The organism is Serratia sp. Sp408 (assembly GCF_057180665.1).
In genome coordinates this window covers 197,800-215,827 of record NZ_JBXUFT010000006.1, presented here as the reverse complement: position 1 = coordinate 215,827, position 18,028 = coordinate 197,800, and the positions used below count along the sequence as shown (strand labels likewise).

15 protein-coding genes and 1 pseudogene are annotated in these 18,028 nt (G+C 55.7%); 8 read left to right on the top strand and 8 right to left on the bottom strand.

What is annotated here, in order from left to right; all coding sequences use genetic code 11:
* Positions 1–42 precede the first annotated feature (42 nt).
* The gene (locus AC2AXP_RS17905; protein ID WP_273870325.1) at positions 43–567 is read left to right on the top strand and encodes an E3 ubiquitin--protein ligase; all 525 of its coding nucleotides are present in this window, start codon (positions 43–45) and stop codon (positions 565–567) included.
* A 66-nt stretch (positions 568–633) separates the two neighbouring features.
* On the opposite strand, the gene uraA is transcribed toward AC2AXP_RS17905, so the two are convergent.
* The gene (uraA, locus tag AC2AXP_RS17900; RefSeq protein WP_004959950.1) at positions 634–1,923 is read right to left on the bottom strand and encodes a uracil permease; all 1,290 of its coding nucleotides are present in this window, start codon (positions 1,921–1,923) and stop codon (positions 634–636) included.
* A gap of 193 nt (positions 1,924–2,116) precedes the next feature.
* Positions 2,117–2,743: a uracil phosphoribosyltransferase gene (gene upp, locus AC2AXP_RS17895; protein WP_039991849.1), complete on the bottom strand. Its 627-nt coding sequence runs from the start codon at positions 2,741–2,743 to the stop codon at positions 2,117–2,119.
* A gap of 255 nt (positions 2,744–2,998) precedes the next feature.
* On the opposite strand from upp, the gene purM reads away from it, so the two are divergent.
* The 3 genes from purM to speG all read left to right on the top strand — a co-directional run bounded on the left by purM (position 2,999) and on the right by speG (position 5,408).
* Entirely contained in the window at positions 2,999–4,036 is a 1,038-nt protein-coding gene (gene purM / locus AC2AXP_RS17890; RefSeq protein ID WP_004959945.1) for a phosphoribosylformylglycinamidine cyclo-ligase, read from the top strand.
* The gene (gene purN, locus AC2AXP_RS17885; RefSeq protein ID WP_198773640.1) at positions 4,036–4,674 is read left to right on the top strand and encodes a phosphoribosylglycinamide formyltransferase; all 639 of its coding nucleotides are present in this window, start codon (positions 4,036–4,038) and stop codon (positions 4,672–4,674) included. The genes purM and purN overlap by 1 nt, the downstream gene beginning before the upstream one ends.
* Positions 4,675–4,856: 182 nt before the next feature.
* A complete protein-coding gene (gene speG, locus AC2AXP_RS17880) occupies positions 4,857–5,408 on the top strand; it encodes a spermidine N1-acetyltransferase (protein WP_484381849.1) in 552 nt (183 codons plus the stop codon).
* Positions 5,409–5,557: 149 nt separating this feature from the next.
* Here the strand turns inward: speG and AC2AXP_RS17875 are convergent, their stop codons facing one another.
* The 3 genes and pseudogenes from AC2AXP_RS17875 to AC2AXP_RS17865 all read right to left on the bottom strand — a co-directional run.
* Positions 5,558–6,565, bottom strand: a complete 1,008-nt coding sequence (locus AC2AXP_RS17875) for a fimbrial protein (protein ID WP_484381848.1) — start codon at positions 6,563–6,565, stop codon at positions 5,558–5,560.
* Between the two features lie 85 nt (positions 6,566–6,650).
* A complete protein-coding gene (locus AC2AXP_RS17870) occupies positions 6,651–7,088 on the bottom strand; it encodes a fimbrial protein (RefSeq protein ID WP_371902137.1) in 438 nt (145 codons plus the stop codon).
* A gap of 51 nt (positions 7,089–7,139) precedes the next feature.
* Positions 7,140–7,556: pseudogene (locus AC2AXP_RS17865) on the bottom strand (hypothetical protein); the annotation flags it as partial.
* Positions 7,557–8,167: 611 nt separating this feature from the next.
* Between AC2AXP_RS17865 and AC2AXP_RS17860 the strand changes: the two are divergent.
* Complete coding sequence (locus AC2AXP_RS17860; RefSeq protein WP_430299825.1) at positions 8,168–8,737, top strand: hypothetical protein; 570 nt, start codon at positions 8,168–8,170, stop codon at positions 8,735–8,737.
* Positions 8,738–8,945: 208 nt separating this feature from the next.
* On the opposite strand, the gene pstB is transcribed toward AC2AXP_RS17860, so the two are convergent.
* From pstB to AC2AXP_RS17845, 3 genes are read right to left on the bottom strand one after another with little or no spacing between them, the layout of a single operon-like run.
* The gene (gene pstB / locus AC2AXP_RS17855) at positions 8,946–9,758 is read right to left on the bottom strand and encodes a phosphate ABC transporter ATP-binding protein PstB (RefSeq protein WP_004959931.1); all 813 of its coding nucleotides are present in this window, start codon (positions 9,756–9,758) and stop codon (positions 8,946–8,948) included.
* A 28-nt stretch (positions 9,759–9,786) separates the two neighbouring features.
* Positions 9,787–11,436: a phosphate ABC transporter permease PstA gene (gene pstA, locus AC2AXP_RS17850; protein ID WP_004959927.1), complete on the bottom strand. Its 1,650-nt coding sequence runs from the start codon at positions 11,434–11,436 to the stop codon at positions 9,787–9,789.
* Positions 11,433–13,610 (bottom strand): ABC transporter permease subunit, encoded by a 2,178-nt coding sequence (locus AC2AXP_RS17845; protein WP_484381847.1) that lies wholly within the window; start codon positions 13,608–13,610, stop codon positions 11,433–11,435. The genes pstA and AC2AXP_RS17845 overlap by 4 nt, the downstream gene beginning before the upstream one ends.
* A 236-nt stretch (positions 13,611–13,846) precedes the next feature.
* Here AC2AXP_RS17845 and ppk1 point away from each other — a divergent pair, with 236 nt between their 5' ends.
* The 3 genes from ppk1 to AC2AXP_RS17830 all read left to right on the top strand — a co-directional run bounded on the left by ppk1 (position 13,847) and on the right by AC2AXP_RS17830 (position 17,961).
* Positions 13,847–15,910 (top strand): polyphosphate kinase 1, encoded by a 2,064-nt coding sequence (ppk1, locus tag AC2AXP_RS17840; protein ID WP_102991025.1) that lies wholly within the window; start codon positions 13,847–13,849, stop codon positions 15,908–15,910.
* A 10-nt stretch (positions 15,911–15,920) separates the two neighbouring features.
* Complete coding sequence (gene ppx / locus AC2AXP_RS17835; protein ID WP_004959916.1) at positions 15,921–17,474, top strand: exopolyphosphatase; 1,554 nt, start codon at positions 15,921–15,923, stop codon at positions 17,472–17,474.
* 334 nt (positions 17,475–17,808) lie between these two features.
* Positions 17,809–17,961, top strand: coding sequence for a YfgG family protein (locus tag AC2AXP_RS17830; RefSeq protein WP_004959913.1), 153 nt, complete (start codon positions 17,809–17,811; stop codon positions 17,959–17,961).
* Positions 17,962–18,028 lie beyond the last annotated feature (67 nt).

Below are 18,028 nucleotides of genomic sequence, written 5' to 3'. Positions count from 1 at the left end.
ACTGCAATTTCCACTATTTGGGTTACCGAAAGGACGTAAACAATGAAATCATGGAATAAAGTATTGTTGGCCTCGGTCATCGGCTTACTGGTCGCCGGCTGCGATGATGCCTCCAAAGTAGACGCTAACCTGGACAAGGCAAAAAACAGCGCCGAACAGCTGAAAGACGCCGCAGACAAGAAGGCCGAGCAGTTGACCGACAGCGCGAAAGCCAAAGCGGAAGAGATCAAGCAACAGGCATCCGCACAGGCCGATCGCTTAAAAGACCAGGCTTCCTCGCTGAAGGACGACGCCACCAAACAGGCGGATGTGCTGACCGGCGATGCCAAAGCCAAGGCCGAAGCCATCAAGCAGGAAGCGGACCAGCAAAGCCAGCAACTGGTTGAGCAGGCTAAAAATATTAAAAACGACGCCATCAGCGGCGCAAACGATCTGACCGAGCAGGCCAAGGCCAAAACGGCTGAAATCAAGCAAAGCATGGATAATAAAGTGCAAGACGCCCAAAACCAGGCGGATGCCGCCACTACTCCGGCTGAACCACAGCCAGCCCCGGCAACCAACCCGTAATCGGCCTACGGCAAATAGCGAAAAGGGCGGCAAAGCCGCCCTTTTTACTGGCCAATAACCCGCACGTTATTTTTGATCGACGCGCTCTTCCACGACGTCAATCACCTCTTCTTCCTTGCGCCACAGGCTAATGAGCTTGAACAGCAGGCTTAGACCGATGCCGACCACGGTCGCCAGCGCCATGCCTTTCAGTTCGGCTGCGCCAATATGCACCTTCGCCCCGCTGACGCCGATGATCAGGATCACCGAGGTCAAAATCAGGTTCTGCGCCTTGTTATAATCCACTTTGGATTCAATCAGCACGCGAATACCGGATGCGCCAATTACGCCGTACAGCAACAGCGAGACGCCGCCCATCACCGGCACCGGCACCGCCTGAATCGCCGCCGCCAGTTTACCAACGCAGGACAACAGAATAGCCAGCACCGCCGCGCCGCCGATCACCCAGGTACTGTAAACCTTGGTAATCGCCATCACGCCAATGTTTTCACCGTAGGTGGTGTTCGGCGTCGAACCGAAAAAACCGGAGAACATGGTCGACACACCGTTGGCGAACATCGAACGATGCAGGCCGGGATCGCGCAGCAAATCTTTTTTGACAATATTTGCCGTCACCACCAGGTGGCCAACGTGTTCGGCAATCACCACCAGCGCCGCGGGCAGGATGGTGAAGATGGCAAACCACTCAAAGCGCGGGGTGTAAAAGGTTGGTAGCGCAAACCAGTGCGCTTCACGAATCGGCGTCAGATCGACCACGCCCATAAAGAATGACAGCGCGTAGCCCACCAGCACCCCAATCAGGATCGGGATAATCGCCAGAAAACCGCGGAACAGCACCGAGCCAAGAACGGTTACCGCCAGCGTGACCAGTGAAATGGTCACGGCGGTGCCGTCAACCGCAGCACCGTCGGCCGGCAGCAGGCCGGCCATATTGGCCGCCACGCCCGCCAGTTCCAGACCGATTACCGCCACAATCGCCCCCATCGCCGCCGGCGGGAACATCACGTCGAGCCAGCCGGTACCGGCTTGTTTGACGATCAGCGCGACCAGGCAGAACAACGCGCCGCAGATGATAAAACCGCCGAGCGCCACCTCATAGCCCAACGGCAACAGTAACAACACCGGTGAGATAAACGCGAAGCTCGACCCCAGATAGGCCGGGATTTTACCCTTGCAGATAAACAGGTACAGCAGCGTGCCAATGCCGTTGAACAACAGCACCGTGGCCGGGTTGATCTTGAACAGGATCGGTACCAGCACGGTGGCACCGAACATCGCGAACAGATGCTGGAAACTGAGTGGAATGGTCTGAAGCAGCGGCGGGCGTTCACTGACGCCAATGGCGCGACGGGTCATACGGTTTTTCCTCTGCTATCCCGGTCATACCTGCCGCTGTCTTGCCGTTGGCTGCGCGCACGCGTGCATCACTGACAGGCGTCAGTTGATCGGCAGTGCCTCGCTTGCCGCCGTGATGCAACAGCAGTTATTGGGGGATAAATATTTTATGCAAAAAAAACCGACTCATTACAGTCGGCTTGTCAGCTAAATTTTACTTGGTACCAAATATCTTGTCGCCGGCGTCGCCGAGACCAGGCACGATGTAGCCCTTCTCGTTCAGGCATTGATCGATCGAGGCGGTGTACAGCTCAACGTCCGGGTGCGCCTTTTCCAGCGCCTTGATGCCTTCCGGCGCGGCAACCAGCACCAGCACCTTGATGCTGTTGCAGCCGGCCTTCTTCAGCAGGTCGATGGTGGCGATCATCGAACCACCGGTTGCCAGCATCGGGTCAACCACCAGCGCCATGCGCTCTTCAATGTTGGAGACCAGCTTCTGGAAATACGGTACCGGCTCCAGCGTTTCTTCATCGCGATAGACGCCGACCACGCTGATGCGTGCGCTTGGCACGTGTTCCAGCACGCCTTCCATCATGCCGAGACCGGCGCGCAGGATAGGCACGACGGTGATCTTTTTCCCTTTAATCTGCTCGATTTCAACCGGCCCACACCAGCCTTCAATAGTGACTTTTTCAGTCTCCAGATCGGCGGTCGCTTCATAGGTCAGCAAACTACCCACTTCAGAAGCCAGCTCACGAAAGCGTTTGGTGCTGATATCGTGTTCGCGCATCAGACCAAGCTTGTGTTTTACCAGCGGGTGTTTCACCTCAACGATCTTCATCATTTTTCTCCTATTAAGGTGGTTGACGGCCAAAAAAATCGCGGGATTATACCTCCTTTTTGCGGGCACGCCACTAACAATAGCCCGATCCAGATCAACTAAAGATTGATAATGATTATAGAAGACGAAAAATCAGAGCAAGCTCACAAGCCACTCGCAAACGTTTGCCTGCGCTGTTAGAATTGCCGCGCCTTATTCCGGAATCAATGCCGGAAGCACCGTTTTCAAACCGCAAACCGTCGTGGGGATCGCGCAGTGACCGACAAAACCTCTCTCAGCTATAAAGACGCAGGTGTCGATATCGATGCTGGCAACGCATTGGTAGACCGCATCAAAGGTGTAGTAAAACAGACCCGCCGCCCGGAAGTGATGGGTGGTCTGGGCGGTTTTGGCGCCCTGTGTGCATTACCACAAAAATACCGCGAACCGATCCTGGTCTCCGGTACTGACGGCGTGGGCACCAAGCTGCGTCTGGCGATGGATCTGAAACGCCACGACACCATCGGTATCGATCTGGTCGCCATGTGCGTGAACGATTTGGTGGTGCAAGGCGCAGAGCCGCTGTTCTTCCTCGATTATTACGCCACCGGCAAGCTGGATGTGGATACCGCCGCCAGCGTGATCACCGGCATCGCCGAAGGCTGCAAACAGTCAGGTTGTGCGCTGGTGGGCGGTGAAACCGCTGAAATGCCCGGCATGTACCACGGCGAAGACTATGACGTCGCCGGATTCTGCGTCGGTGTGGTAGAAAAGTCGGAAATCATCGACGGCAGTAAAGTTCAGGCCGGCGATGCGTTGATTGCCCTGGGCGCTTCCGGCCCGCACTCCAATGGTTATTCGCTGGTGCGCAAGATCCTGGAAGTTAGCAACACCGATCCGACGACCACCGACCTCGACGGCCAACCGCTGGCCGACCATCTGTTGGCACCGACCAAAATTTACGTGAAATCAGTACTGCAACTGATTGAACAGCACGATATTCATGCCATCGCTCACCTGACCGGCGGCGGCTTCTGGGAAAACATTCCACGCGTGCTGCCAGAAGGCATGCAGGCGGTGATCGACGAAGCCAGCTGGCAGTGGCCGGCGGTATTCAACTGGCTGCAACAGGCCGGTAACGTCAGCCGTCATGAAATGTACCGCACCTTCAACTGCGGCGTGGGCATGCTTATCGCCCTGCCGGAAGCCGAAGTGGAAGCGGCTATCGCCTTGCTGACCGCCGCTGGCGAAAAAGCCTGGAAGATTGGCAAACTGACCGCCAGCGCCGACCAACAGCAAGTGGTTATTCAGTGATGAAAAAGATTGTGGTGTTGATCTCCGGTCAGGGGAGCAATCTCCAGGCGTTGATTGACGCCTGCCAGCAGGGCCGCGTTGCCGCCGAGATCGTGGCGGTATTCAGCAACAAGGCTCAGGCCTATGGCTTGCAGCGCGCCGAAGCGGCAGGCATTGCCGCCCATGCGCTGGATGCCAAATCCTTTGCCGATCGCGATGCGTTCGACGCCGCGCTGGCGCAGGCCATCGACCAATACCAGCCGGATCTGGTGGTGCTGGCCGGCTACATGCGTATTCTCAGCGCCGCGTTCGTGCAGCACTACGCTGGCCGGATGTTGAACATTCACCCTTCCCTGCTGCCGAAGTACCCTGGCCTGCATACCCATCGTCAGGCGATCGACAACGGTGATAGCGAACATGGCACCTCGGTGCATTTCGTTACCGAGCAGCTCGACGGCGGGCCGGTAATTCTGCAGGCCAAGGTGCCTATCTTCCCTGGCGACGAGGAAGATGAGGTGGTGGAACGCGTGCAGGCGCAGGAACACACCCTGTATCCGCTGGTGGTCAACTGGTTTGTCGAAGGGCGCCTGGCGATGCGTGACGGCGCAGCCTGGCTCGATGGCCACCCCCTGCCAGAGCAGGGACACGCGGCGGACTGAGCACGCAAACTGAACCTCATCTCAACGGCGCCACGCAGGCGCCGTTTTTTTTCGCCGCAATACATCCCATCAAGTTATAATTTGCAGGATTTCACTTTTTATTCCCGATCCTTCGCGTTGCGTAAAAGCCACAATCGTGCGGTTCGCGCTATCGCGGGGATAACCGACATAGAGGAACCAACATGTCCAGCACTGCCAGCGTCCGATTGCGCCCATTGGAACGGGATGATTTGACGTTCGTCCACCAGATGGACAACAACGCCAGCGTAATGCGCTACTGGTTCGAGGAGCCTTACGAGGCCTTCGTCGAACTGTCCGATCTGTATGACAAGCATATCCACGACCAAAGCGAGCGCCGTTTTATCATTGAACACCAGGGAGCCAAAGTCGGCCTGGTAGAACTGGTGGAGATCGATCATATCCATCGCCGCGCGGAATTTCAGATCATCATCGATCCGGCGCACCAGGGCAAAGGCTACGCCAGCACCGCCGCCAAACTGGCGATGGATTATGGCTTTTCGGTGCTGAACCTGTACAAGCTGTACCTGATCGTCGACAAGGAAAACCCGAAGGCGATCCACATCTACAGCAAACTGGGCTTTGAGGTCGAGGGTGAGCTGATCGACGAGTTCTTCGTCAATGGCGAATATCGCACCGTACTGCGCATGTGCATCTTCCAGCCGCAGTATCTGGCGAAGTTTAAAACGCCGGTTGATAAGCCGCGGGTGAAGTGAGGGCGCTAAAAAACCGTAATAGCGGTTTTTTAATTTACTGTGATGACTGCCAAGAGACGCTTCAATTCCAAACCTCAAATAAGCGTTAGTATTATCTTGGCAGAAAACTCTTGCTCGCTCTTTCTCTGCCACTTACCTCTATATCTCCATCACTGATAAGAAATATTCAGCGTAGCGGTGGCATTGGCCGAGCCGGCGGTGATATTTGCGGCGGTCTGATAATAATGGGCGGTAAACGGGAAGGTTTCCTGACCACCGGCCGAGGTTTTCAACGCCAGTAGCTGGTTGAGTTTTAGCGGCGTATTATTGTACAACAGCTGTACGCCAACCCCTTTGGCCACCCCGTCACTGCCGGCATTGGTAAGCTGCAAGATACTGCTATCGCTGCTCTCGACACTTTGCGTACCACCCAGCGAGACGTTGATTTTTGCATTGGCATCACAGGCTAAGCCGACGTTAAACGCCTTGGGTTTTAGCGTCGTCCCCACGCCGGTAAATTCGGTTGCCAACACATCTCCCAGCGGCACCTGAATATTGGTAGCATTCAGCGAGCAGGCCAGTTGGGTTACGGTGTTACCGCTACCCATATTGATAAGTGTAATATCTACCGATGAGTTATCCGTAGTTGATACGACATAATATTTGGCCAGTGGCCCGGGCGTAATAGCGCCGGCAGTTATTGGCCCGGTTTTAACAAACTGCACGGTTACCTCTTGTGACGTGTAAAGACCAGGACCGGTTATAAAGACCTTATGAGGAGGATTGCTGAAAGAGATTGATCCACTTAGTACTCTAACACCAACGCCAGCCAGATTGGTCCGATAGACATTATTGCCCTCAGGAACCCCGCCAGCATAAGTGATTAATCTATAAATATTGGCAGGTTCGGCGCAATAAGCCACTTTATAAGCAAGGGTATTAAGTGCCTGCTCACCCAGCACGCTACCCACCGGCGCATCGCGCTGTATCGTCATCGCCAGAGAACTCACCGTGCCTGTTACCGTTTCCCCTCGGAGGATACAGTCGGCATACAGTTGACTGCTAGCCAGCATGGCGATAATGCCAAGCGCTGGCGAAACCCCATATAAGAATCGTTTTTTCATTTTATTCGCATCCATTCGATTAATAATATAATTACCCGCATGATAGCGAGACATACCACGTTATCAACTCTCAATCGCCACCAAGGGTATATAAGACACTCGCTGATACTCTTTTAAATATGGGTTATCAACATATCCATCACTGATAAGAAATATTCAGCGTGGCGGTGGCATTGGCCGAGCCGGCGGTGATATTTGCGGCGGTCTGATAATAATGGGCGGTAAACGGGAAGGTTTCCTGACCACCGGCCGAGGTTTTCAACGCCAGTAGCTGGTTGAGTTTTAGCGGCGTGTTGTTGTACAACAGCTGTACGCCAACTCCTTTGGCCACCCCGGCGCTGCCGGCGTTGGTGAGCTGCAAGATACTGCTATCGCTGCTCTCTGAATTTTGCGTACCACCCAGCGAGACGTTGATTTTTGCATTGGCATCACAGTTCAGCCCGACGTTAAACGCCTTGGGTTTTAGCGTCGTCCCCACGCCGGTAAATTCGGTTGCCAACACATCTCCCAGCGGCACCTGAATATTGGAGGCGTTCAACGAGCAGGCCAGTTGGGTTACGGTGTTACCGCTACCCATATTGATAACCGTAACATCCGCGGAAGAATTATCTAGTTTTGATACTACATAATATCTTCCAATCATCCCCGGGTTAAGCGTTCCAGAAGTAACAGGTCCTGTTTTTATAATCTGAAGAGTGTGTATATTAGAGGTAAGATATCCTCCTGAAATTCCCTCCCCTAGATTAGCAGGATTAGTAAAAGGGACTTTACCCCAAGATAATCTGACGCCCACACCAGGGAGGTTAGTGCGATAGATATTATTACCTTCAGTTATTCCTCCGGCATAGCTCATAGCAAGGTATATTTGTGCAGCTCCATTGCAATAAGCCACCCCCCATGTCCAAGGCCCCACATTCTGCTCACTGAGGATAGTGCCGACCGGCGCATCTCGCTGTACCTTTATGGCTAATGAACTCACGCTGTCGGTCACTGTAGACTGAAGTAAATAACAATTCGCTGCATACACTTGTCCACTTAATAACATTGTGGCTGCCCCTAGCGCTAGTGCAATACCGTAAAATCCTATTCTTTTCATTTCCTTCGCATCCATTCCATTTGTTACGTGAATACATTAATTAGTAATTATTCAGTTAATTAATTTCTTGTGGAGAGCGAACACATTATTCCTTTGATGCTGATAGCGCCAGTTGCCATCAGCCGTATCTGCCCTCTGCTGATTACCGCCATTTAATCCTCAAAAAAAACAGCAACGTATTCACTTTCGCCCTAATCATTAAATAGCACACTAATTCACCGTAGACAGCATCATCGATAAGCGCAACTTAGGTGTTCACACATAAGAAGATAACGCCAATTTTATAGCAATTGATTAATACCACGACCAACAACCAGGCTGGTTTTAACAGATGACGTGACGATACCGCGCTGCGGGATAATACAGGGCGCTTTATTTCAGTTCATCATTCGATTACCCTAAAAAGTTCGCAATAAAACTAATCCACGCATGTTTTATCGGCAGATTAGAGAATAGAGTCCAAAAGAAATTATGTCAATAAATTAATTCCATCTTGGACTCAATGGTTCAGGAAATTAAACCAAACCATAAAAACCCAAATATTAAAGGAATGGTAAATAATGAATAGCCTGGTGGATGACCCTTGTTTTCACCCTGACGGCGGGCAAACCCTGCAGCAGCGACTGTTACAGCTGATCGGGACCCGCTCAAGAAGGCAGGCCGCAGAGGATTGGGGAATCAAATACGCCACGCTTAATAACTATTTGACCGCCAGAAAATCGCACCCGCGTCCCAGGATTGTCAAACAGATTGCCGACGCCGAACGGGTAGACGCAAAATGGATTCTTTTTGGGGCGATCGAGCGTAATAACGCGTGTAATAAAGAAACCAATAACGCAACGCCTGCGCAGCCATATAGCGACAATATCCGTTTTATCTGCGACATGATGGCCGTGCTCAACAGCAAAGAGATCGAGTTACTGAGGAATACACTGATCCGCGAAGGCATCAAGACGTTATTGGCACTGACCGACGAGGATAATCTGCGCTTACTCAACCTTGCTCGGCGGCACAAGCAGGCCGCGTTGCTGCTCGAACGGCTGAGCGATGAACAGCTCAGCGAGTTTCTGCAGCAGAATACGCCGGGCATTGCGCCCCCTGCGCTAGCGATAAGCACGCCAAAAGATTAACCCCTGCAACGGCTGCGGCGATCACCCGACGCTCTCCCCACCGGCCACAGCGATGAAAATAGCCTGCCCCTGACCACTCGCCGATCCGTGCGAGGCGCAGCACAATGCCGTACGCCCTCTTCCTGGCTTAAGCCGGTTGCCATCGCCGAACGCCTCGCATCTGGCCAATGGTGGTGGCCGATACGCTTATCGCGGGGAGTATGACGGATTAACCATAGCGCCCAGTAATATAATCTTCGGTGCGACGCTGGCGCGGCGCGGTGAATATGGCGTCGGTATCGTTATATTCCACCAGCCTGCCCTGATGAATAAAGGCGGTGTAATCGGAAACCCGCGCCGCCTGCTGCATATTATGCGTCACCAGCACTACCGTATAACGCTGCTTCAGGGTAGAAATCAGCTCTTCGATGGTCAGCGTTGAAATCGGATCCAATGCCGAAGTCGGCTCATCCAGCAGCAATACCTCCGGTTCGATGGCTATCGCGCGCGCAATCACCAAACGCTGCTGCTGCCCGCTAGACAGTCGAAACGCATTCTCACGCAGCCGGTCTTTGACCTCATGCCACAGCGCGGCGGCGCGCAGCGAGCGTTCCACCGCCTCATCCAGAATGCGTCGTTCGCCAATGCCCTGCAAACGCAGGCCATACACCACGTTTTCATAAATTGATTTGGGGAACGGATTGGGCCGCTGGAACACCATGCCCACCCGCCGCCGCAGCGCCGCGACGTCGATATGCGGCCCGGACAGCGTTTCGCCGTTCAACTGCAATTCTCCGTCGATACGGCAGTTATCCACCAGATCGTTCATACGATTAAAACAGCGCAACAGCGTGGATTTGCCGCAGCCGGACGGGCCGATCAGCGCGGTTACCCGGTGGCGTGGAATACGCAGCGAAATATCATGCAGCACCTGCTTGTCGCCATAGAACAGGTTGAGATCGCTGACCGACAGCGCGGTCTGCTGTGGTTCGAGATGCTGGACATCCAGCCGGGGCAAACTGCCTGGCGTCTTTAAACCCATTGCACACTTCCCAAATAGTTCATTGCAGTTACTGACTCCATGCCCGATAACGCTCTCGCAGCGAATGACGAATGCCCATTGCCGCCAGATTCAGCCCTATAACAATCACCACCAACAGGAATGCGGTGGCGAAGACCAGCGGTCGTGCGGCCTCAACGCTGGGGCTCTGGAATGCCATATCGTAAATCTGAAAGCCCAGATGCATGAATTTACGCTCCAGATGCAGATAGGGGAAAATATCGTCTACCGGCAGCACCGGCACCGACTTCACCACCCCGACCAGCATCAGCGGCGCAGTTTCACCCGCCGCGCGCGCCACCGCCAGAATCAGGCCGGTCATCATCGCCGGCGCCGCCATCGGCAATACAATGTGCCATAAGGTTTCCGCTCGGCTGGCACCCAGCGCCAACGATCCCTGGCGCAAGGTCGCAGGAATGCGCGACAGCCCTTCCTCGGTCGCCACGATCACCACCGGCAGCGTCAGCAGCGCCAGCGTCAATGCGGCCCACAGCACGCCCGGCGTACCGAAGGTCGGGTTGGGCAGCGACTCGGGGTAAAACAGCTGGTCGAGGGTTCCGCCGATCAGATAGACAAAGAAGCCCAGTCCGAACACGCCATACACGATCGACGGCACGCCGGCCAGATTGACCACCGCGATGCGTATCAGCCGTGTCAGCAGGTTATTACCGGCGTACTCATGCAAATAGACCGCAGCAATCACCCCGAACGGCATCACCACCATCGACATCAAAATCACCATCAGCACGGTACCGACAATCGCCGGGAACACGCCCCCTTCGGTGTTAGCCTCGCGCGGACTGTCCATCAGGAATTTTCTGACCTGATCGCCCCAGTGCGTCACTTTTTGGCCGACGCTCATCGCGTTGGGATACCAGGCATCGCGTACCTGACTCAGCGCGATGGTATGCAGTTGCCCATGCATGTCACGCAACAGCAACGCGTCACGCTGCCGATCGCGATTCAGCCCCGACAGTTTTTCTGCCAACAGGCGGTATTGCCGCTGCAATTCCAACCGTTCGGCTTTGATCGACGCCTGAGCGCGCGCATCGAGCCGATCGTCACGCAGCAGGCGTTTTTCGCGCAGGCTCAGCGCGGCGAACTGCTCATTGATGCGCGCCATCGCGCGGAACTGGATATCGTGCGCCTGGCGCGACAGCGCCGCTATCTGCGGCAAACGCTGCTGCAACGCCTGAGCAAGATCGCGGCCGGTGAGCGGCTGCCCGTCTTCCAGCAGCCCGGCCAGATAACCGTACGCCGTACCGCTGCTGTTGCGTTCGAGCACCAGCAGATCACGCGGCGCGGTTTGACGGCGCACGTCGCTGGCCAGCAGGGTGCGGAAATCCTGCCCTTCGCTTTCCCGATTACCGACCTTGATCAGATAACGGGTGTAGCGTTGTGCATCGCCCGGCGGCGTCACGCCGGACTCCAGCAGTTGACGACGAGAAATGGTTTGCTGCTGATACAGTTCGCCAATCACCGTCACCGGCCCGGCCGCCGGCTGCTCAAGCTCGAACTGGTACACCGGACTGGGCCAGAAATAGCGCATCCCCTGCCCGGCCAGCAATAACAAAATGCCGATCAGCGCCAGCAGGCTGACGGTGACCGAGGCGGCAGTGAGCCAGACCCACGGCGAGCCGGATTTCAGCCAGTTTTTCATGGCGCCTCCTGATTCAGGGTATAGCGCTCACGCAGTCGCAGGCGAATGGCTTCAGCCAGCGTGTTGAAAATAAAAGTGAAAATAAACAATACCAACGCGGTGAGGAACAGCACCCGGTAATGGCTGCTGCCGGACACCGCCTCCGGCATTTCTATCGCGATATTGGCCGCCAGCGCGCGCAATCCCTGGAACAGGCTGCCGTCAACGATCGGCGTATTGCCGGTGGCCATCAGCACGATCATGGTTTCCCCCACCGCGCGGCCAAAGCCGATCATCAACGCCGAAAAGATGCCGGCGCTGGCGGACGGCAGCACCACGCGCGCCACCGTCTGCCACTGGGTAGCGCCCAGCGCCAGCGATCCCTGGCTGAGGGTGGCCGGCACGCTGAACAGTGCATCTTCCGCCAGCGAGAAGATAATCGGCACCAGCGCGAACCCCATCGCCACCCCCACCACCAACGCGTTACGCTGATCGAAGTCATCCCCCAGCCAGACGTGCAGCGGCGCGTCAAACAGGCTGAGTTCCAGCCATGGCCCCACGGCAAAGGCGACCCACACCGTCAGCGCCACCACCGGCAGCAACAGCAGCAAATCGATGCCCGGCGCCAGTCGGCGTGCCCCCCAGCGGTGCCACGCCGCGCCGCACAGCAATACCGCCGCCGCCAACAGCAACGGCAATGCCAGCACCGCCAGCAAATGCTGTTCTATTACCGGCGCCAGCCAGATACCGGCCACCAGCCCAATCACCACCGTTGGCAATGCCCCCATTACCTCAATTGCCGGTTTTATCACCCTGCGCAGCGCTGCCGACATAAAATAGGCGGTATAAACAGCGCCAGCCAACGCCAGCGGCACCGCAAACAGCATGGCGTAAGCCGCAGCCTTGAAGGTGCCGAAAATCACCGGTATCAGGCTGAATTTGGCCTGATAGCTGTCTTCACCGGAGGTGGATTGCCAGACAAACGCCGGCTGCGGATAGTTTTCATACCACATGCGTTGCCACAGCGAGCGCCAGGTCACGTCGGGATAGGCATTGTCCAGTGCGTAGCGCTGCCAGCCCTGCGCGGTTTCCAGCAGCAGCCCGTCGCCGCGCGGTGCAAACGCGGCATGTTGCACGCCAGCCGGCAGTTGCGCGCTCAACAGCGGCGACGCTTGCAAAGTGGAAAACAGCGCAAAGGCGCCGTCAGGTTGCAGGGTGGCAAACACCCGGCGATAGGGTTCACTGAGCAGCAGACTGTGCGGCACCGCGTGTGGCTGGAAGCGCTGTACCGGCGTCAGTTGCCAGCGTTGGTTTTTTTCCACGTCGAACCATTCACGCAGTTCGCCATCGGCGGCGTGAACGATCAGCGCGCTGCCGCCAGGCAAGGCGCTGATGCGGTAAGGCCCTTGTCCACCAAGCCTGCGGGTTTCGCTCAGTTGCAGCCGATCGCCCTCGATCTGGTAGCGCGCCAGCCGATCGCCGCTCAACAGATACAGCTGGCGGCCGTCCGGGGTGATGATCAGTTGCTGCGCTGCGGCATCAAGCGGCAATTCACTCACCCTGGCGGCCTGTTCGGGGCCAAAGCGGCCCAATAGCAGCCGACGATCGTCAGTGACCGCCGCCAGCAGAAACTGGCCGGCAGGACGCACCGGGGTCAATGCCAACAGCGTCAACGCGCGACCGCGACGATCCAGCACCTGCGGCCGCGCCCCCAGCGGCAACGTCCAGCGCGGCAGCCCTTGCTGCGTCGCGGCAAATTCGGCCTGCGTAATGATAAAACGGCCATCGGCCCCCACCAGCGCAAAAGTATCCCGGGCACCAACCGCCTGCGCCAACAGCGCGGGCGCCTTCAGCAACCGTTGCTGCGCAATCGGCGTGCCGGCAGGACGGTTGTCTGCCGAGGTCAACGCATAGAATTGCCCTGCGCCCTGCGTATCGATGCGATAACCGACGCGCTGCTGCACATCCATGCCCAGTGCCAGCGTCGGAGCGGAACGCTCGATCGCCATCGGCGGTGCCGCCTCGATCGACGCCGGCTTGAACAGCGGCAATACTGCATACAGCAGATAAACGAAGATCAGCATCAACGTCATCAGCACCAGCAACCCGCTGACGGTAACCGCTGCCTGTACGCCGCGATCGACACGCGCCCGCAGACGATCCCGAGGATGTTGATTTGCCGTAGTCTGTACCATGTGTCTCGCTGTCGTTTTGCTGGCTGGGCTTGCGCCGTAAGATAACCGGGCATCTTATGTCAGATTGGTGACGTTTGCATGACAAAGTTACCGTAAGGCAAGTCGGTAATCTAATGGACTTTATTGTCAATCTCTCGCAATAATGTTGTAGGACATTAGAGCGGCATCCGGCACAACTCATGCCCAGAACCCTAGAGGATGCCATTCAATTTTCCCCATGTTAAAGCGGAGTAATAATGGGTCAGGAAAAGCTCTACATCGAAAAAGAACTAAGCTGGTTATCCTTTAATGAGCGCGTATTGCAGGAAGCCGCAGATAAGAGCAATCCCCTGATTGAGCGCATGCGGTTTCTTGGCATTTACTCCAATAACCTTGACGAGTTTTATAAAGTCCGCTTTGCCGACTTGAAGCGGCGTATCCTGATCAGCGAAGAACAGGGCTCCGCCGGCGCATCACGCCATCTGCTGAAAAAAATCCAGGCAAAGGTGCTGAAAACCGATCAGGAGTTCGACAGCCTGTACAACGATCTGCTGTTGGAGATGGCACGTAATCAGATCTTCCTGATTAACGAGAGACAGGTTTCGGAAAATCAGCAAATCTGGCTGCGGCAGTATTTCAAACAGCACCTGCGCCAGCACATTACGCCGATTCTGATTAACCATGACACCAATCTGGTGCAGTTTCTGAAGGATGACTACACCTATCTGGCGGTCGAAATCATCCGCGGGACGCGCATCGACTACGCGCTGCTGGAAATCCCGTCCGATAAGGTTCCGCGCTTTGTCAACCTGCCGCCGGAAGCGCCGCGCCGCCGCAAGCCAATGATCCTGCTGGATAACATTCTGCGCTACTGCCTGGATGATATCTTCAAGGGCTTTTTCGATTACGACGCGTTGAACGCCTATTCGATGAAGATGACGCGCGACGCCGAATACGATCTGGTAACCGAAATGGAATCCAGCCTGCTGGAACTGATGTCCTCCAGCCTGAAGCAGCGTCTGACCGCCGAACCGGTGCGTTTTGTCTATCAACGCGATATGCCAAACGAAATGGTCGAACTGCTGCGCGGCAAGCTCGGCATTTCCAACTACGACTCGGTGATCGCCGGCGGACGTTACCATAACTTCAAGGATTTCATCAGCTTTCCTAACGTCGGCAAAGCCAATCTGGTCAATCGACCACTGCCGCGGCTGCGCCATATCTGGTTTGACAACTTCCGCAACGGCTTTGATGCCATTCGGGAAAAGGACGTATTGCTGTACTACCCTTACCACACGTTCGAGCACGTGCTGGAACTGCTGCGTCAGGCTTCGTTCGACCCCAGCGTACTGGCGATAAAAATCAATATTTACCGTGTGGCGAAAGACTCGCGCATCATCGAATCGATGATCCATGCCGCGCACAACGGCAAGAAAGTCACGGTGGTGGTGGAATTGCAGGCACGCTTCGACGAAGAAGCCAATATTCATTGGGCAAAACGCCTGACCGAAGCCGGAGTTCACGTTATTTTCTCGGCGCCAGGCCTGAAGATCCACGCCAAGCTGTTCCTGATTTCCCGCCGCGAGGGCGATGCCATCGTGCGCTATGCGCACATCGGCACCGGTAACTTCAACGAGAAAACCGCGCGCATTTATACCGACTATTCGCTGTTGACCGCAGATGCGCGCATCACCAACGAAGTGCGGCGAGTATTCAACTTTATTGAAAATCCGTACCGTCCGGTCAGCTTCGACAATCTGATGGTGTCGCCGCAAAACTCGCGCCGCATGCTGTACCAACTGATCGACAACGAAATCGCCAACGCGCAGGCCGGTGAGCCGGCCGGCATTATGCTGAAAATAAATAATCTGGTGGATAAAGGGCTGGTGGATCGGTTATATACCGCCTCTGGCGCCGGCGTGAAAATCCGCCTGCTGGTGCGTGGAATGTGTTCTCTGATTCCCAACCTGCCGGGAATCAGTGACAATATTCAGGTGATCAGTATCGTCGACCGCTATCTGGAACACGATCGCGTCTACGTTTTCGAAAACAAGGGTGACAAAAAAGTCTATCTGTCGTCTGCCGACTGGATGACCCGCAACATCGATTACCGTATCGAAGTGGCGGTTTCTCTGCTGGATCCGGCGCTCAAACAGCGGGTGCTGGATATTTTGGAGATCCTGTTCAGCGACACGGTCAAAGCCCGTTATATTGATAAAGAACTGAGCAATCAGTATGTGCCGCGCGGCAACCGCCGCAAGGTGCGCGCACAGATTGCCATTTACGAGTATTTAAACGCTCTGGAACAACCAGGACACTAGGCCAGTAACTATGCCGCTAAACAGCACCACAACTCATAAACCGCAGGAAATTGCTGCCATCGATCTTGGCTCGAACAGTTTCCACATGGTGATCGCCCGCGTTGTCAACGGCGCCTTGCAGGTGTTAGGCCGTTTGAAACAACGGGTTCACCTCGCCGATGGATTGGATGCCAACAATGTACTCAGTGAAGAGGCTATAGAACGTGGTCTGGCTTGCCTGGCATTATTTGCCGAGCGGCTGCAAGGCTTTCCGGCGGATAACGTCACCATCGTCGGTACCCATACCCTGCGTCAGGCGGTCAACGCCGAAGCGTTTCTCAAACGCGCGGCGAAGGTCATCCCCTACCCGATTGAAATCATCTCCGGGCAGGAGGAAGCGCGCCTGATCTTTATGGGCGTCGAGCATACCCAACCGGAAAAAGGACGCAAGCTGGTGGTCGACATCGGCGGCGGTTCAACCGAACTGGTGATCGGCGAAGATTTCGAACCGCTGCTGGCGGAAAGCCGCCGCATGGGCTGCGTCAGCTTCGCCCAGATGTTTTTCCCGGGTGGTGAAATCAGCAAAACCAACTTCAAGCGTGCGCGCCTGGCCGCCGCGCAAAAGCTGGAAACCCTGGCCTGGCAGTATCGCATTCAGGGCTGGCAGTACGCACTGGGCGCATCGGGCACCATCAAGGCCGCGCATGAAGTGCTGGTAGAAATGGGCGAGAAAGACGGCCTGATCACCCCTGAACGGCTGGAAATGATGGTCGAGCAGGTGCTGCAGTTCAAAAATTTCAGCGCACTCAGCCTGCCGGGGCTGTCGGAGGATCGTCAATCGGTGTTTGTACCGGGTCTGGCTATTCTGTGCGGGGTGTTCGACGCGCTGGCGATCCGCGATCTGCGCCTGTCTGACGGCGCGCTGCGTGAAGGCGTGCTGTATGAGATGGAAGGCCGTTTCCGCCATCAGGACATCCGCAGCCGCACCGCCAAGAGCCTGGCCGATCACTATAATATCGATCGTGAACAGGCCAAACGGGTGCTGGAAACCACCGAGCTGCTGTACGCACAGTGGATGGCGCAAAACAGCAAGCTGGTGCATCCGCAGCTGGAAGCCCTGCTGAAGTGGGCGGCAATGCTGCACGAAGTCGGGCTGAGCATTAACCACAGCGGCATGCATCGCCACTCGGCGTATATTTTACAAAACTCCAACCTGCCGGGTTTTAATCAGGAACAGCAATTATTGCTGGCGGCGCTGGTGCGCTTCCACCGCAAGGCGATCAAGCTGGATGACCTGCCACGCCTGAATCTGTTCAAAAAGAAACATTATCTGCCATTGATTCAGCTGCTGCGCTTGAGCACGCTGCTCAACAACCAGCGGCAGTCCACCACCACGCCGGAAACGCTGCGTTTGATCACCGACGACAATCACTGGACGCTGCGCTTCCCGACTGGCTATCTGGCGCAGAACAATCTGGTACAACTGGATTTTGAACGCGAACAGGCCTACTGGAACGACGTGGTTGGCTGGAAGCTGATGATAGAAGAAGAAGACGCGCAGAACGACGAACAACGTTCGGCATAACGCTTTACCGGCTTGCCTTCACATACCCCGAGGGCAAGCCGGGTAACATTGCGTGGTGCATAGCGCTCGCCCCCGTTTCGTCTGTCGGCATCGGCTACCACTCCCTCACCTATCCCTGCTCACCGCCGGCCGCGCTTGGCACCTCACCCTGTGCATGATAGCGGCAATGAAAACCGGCCGTGGCCATGTGTCGCATAAAATAACGCTAAACGACGGTTAAACCATTCAGGAAACAAATAGACAAGTTTTACTCACCCGGCCTAAACTTGCAGTCATCGTGCGCAACACGCGGCTGCCAACGCCTTGAAAAGGAACCGATAACCTCAGGTGATCTATGAGAAAAAGAACCACCGGACAAATGACCAAGATCGTGTTATTTGTCAGTTTTATCATACTGATCGGCCGATTACTGTACGCCGCCGTGGTTGCCGTGCCGCATCACCAGGAGAAGCAAGCCGCCTCGCAACAGTACCATCAACAGCTGTAACCCCGCCTTCTGTTGTGCCTCTTAAAACTGACGCTCAGCGTCAGCATGTTCTATCTTGTTAAGGTCG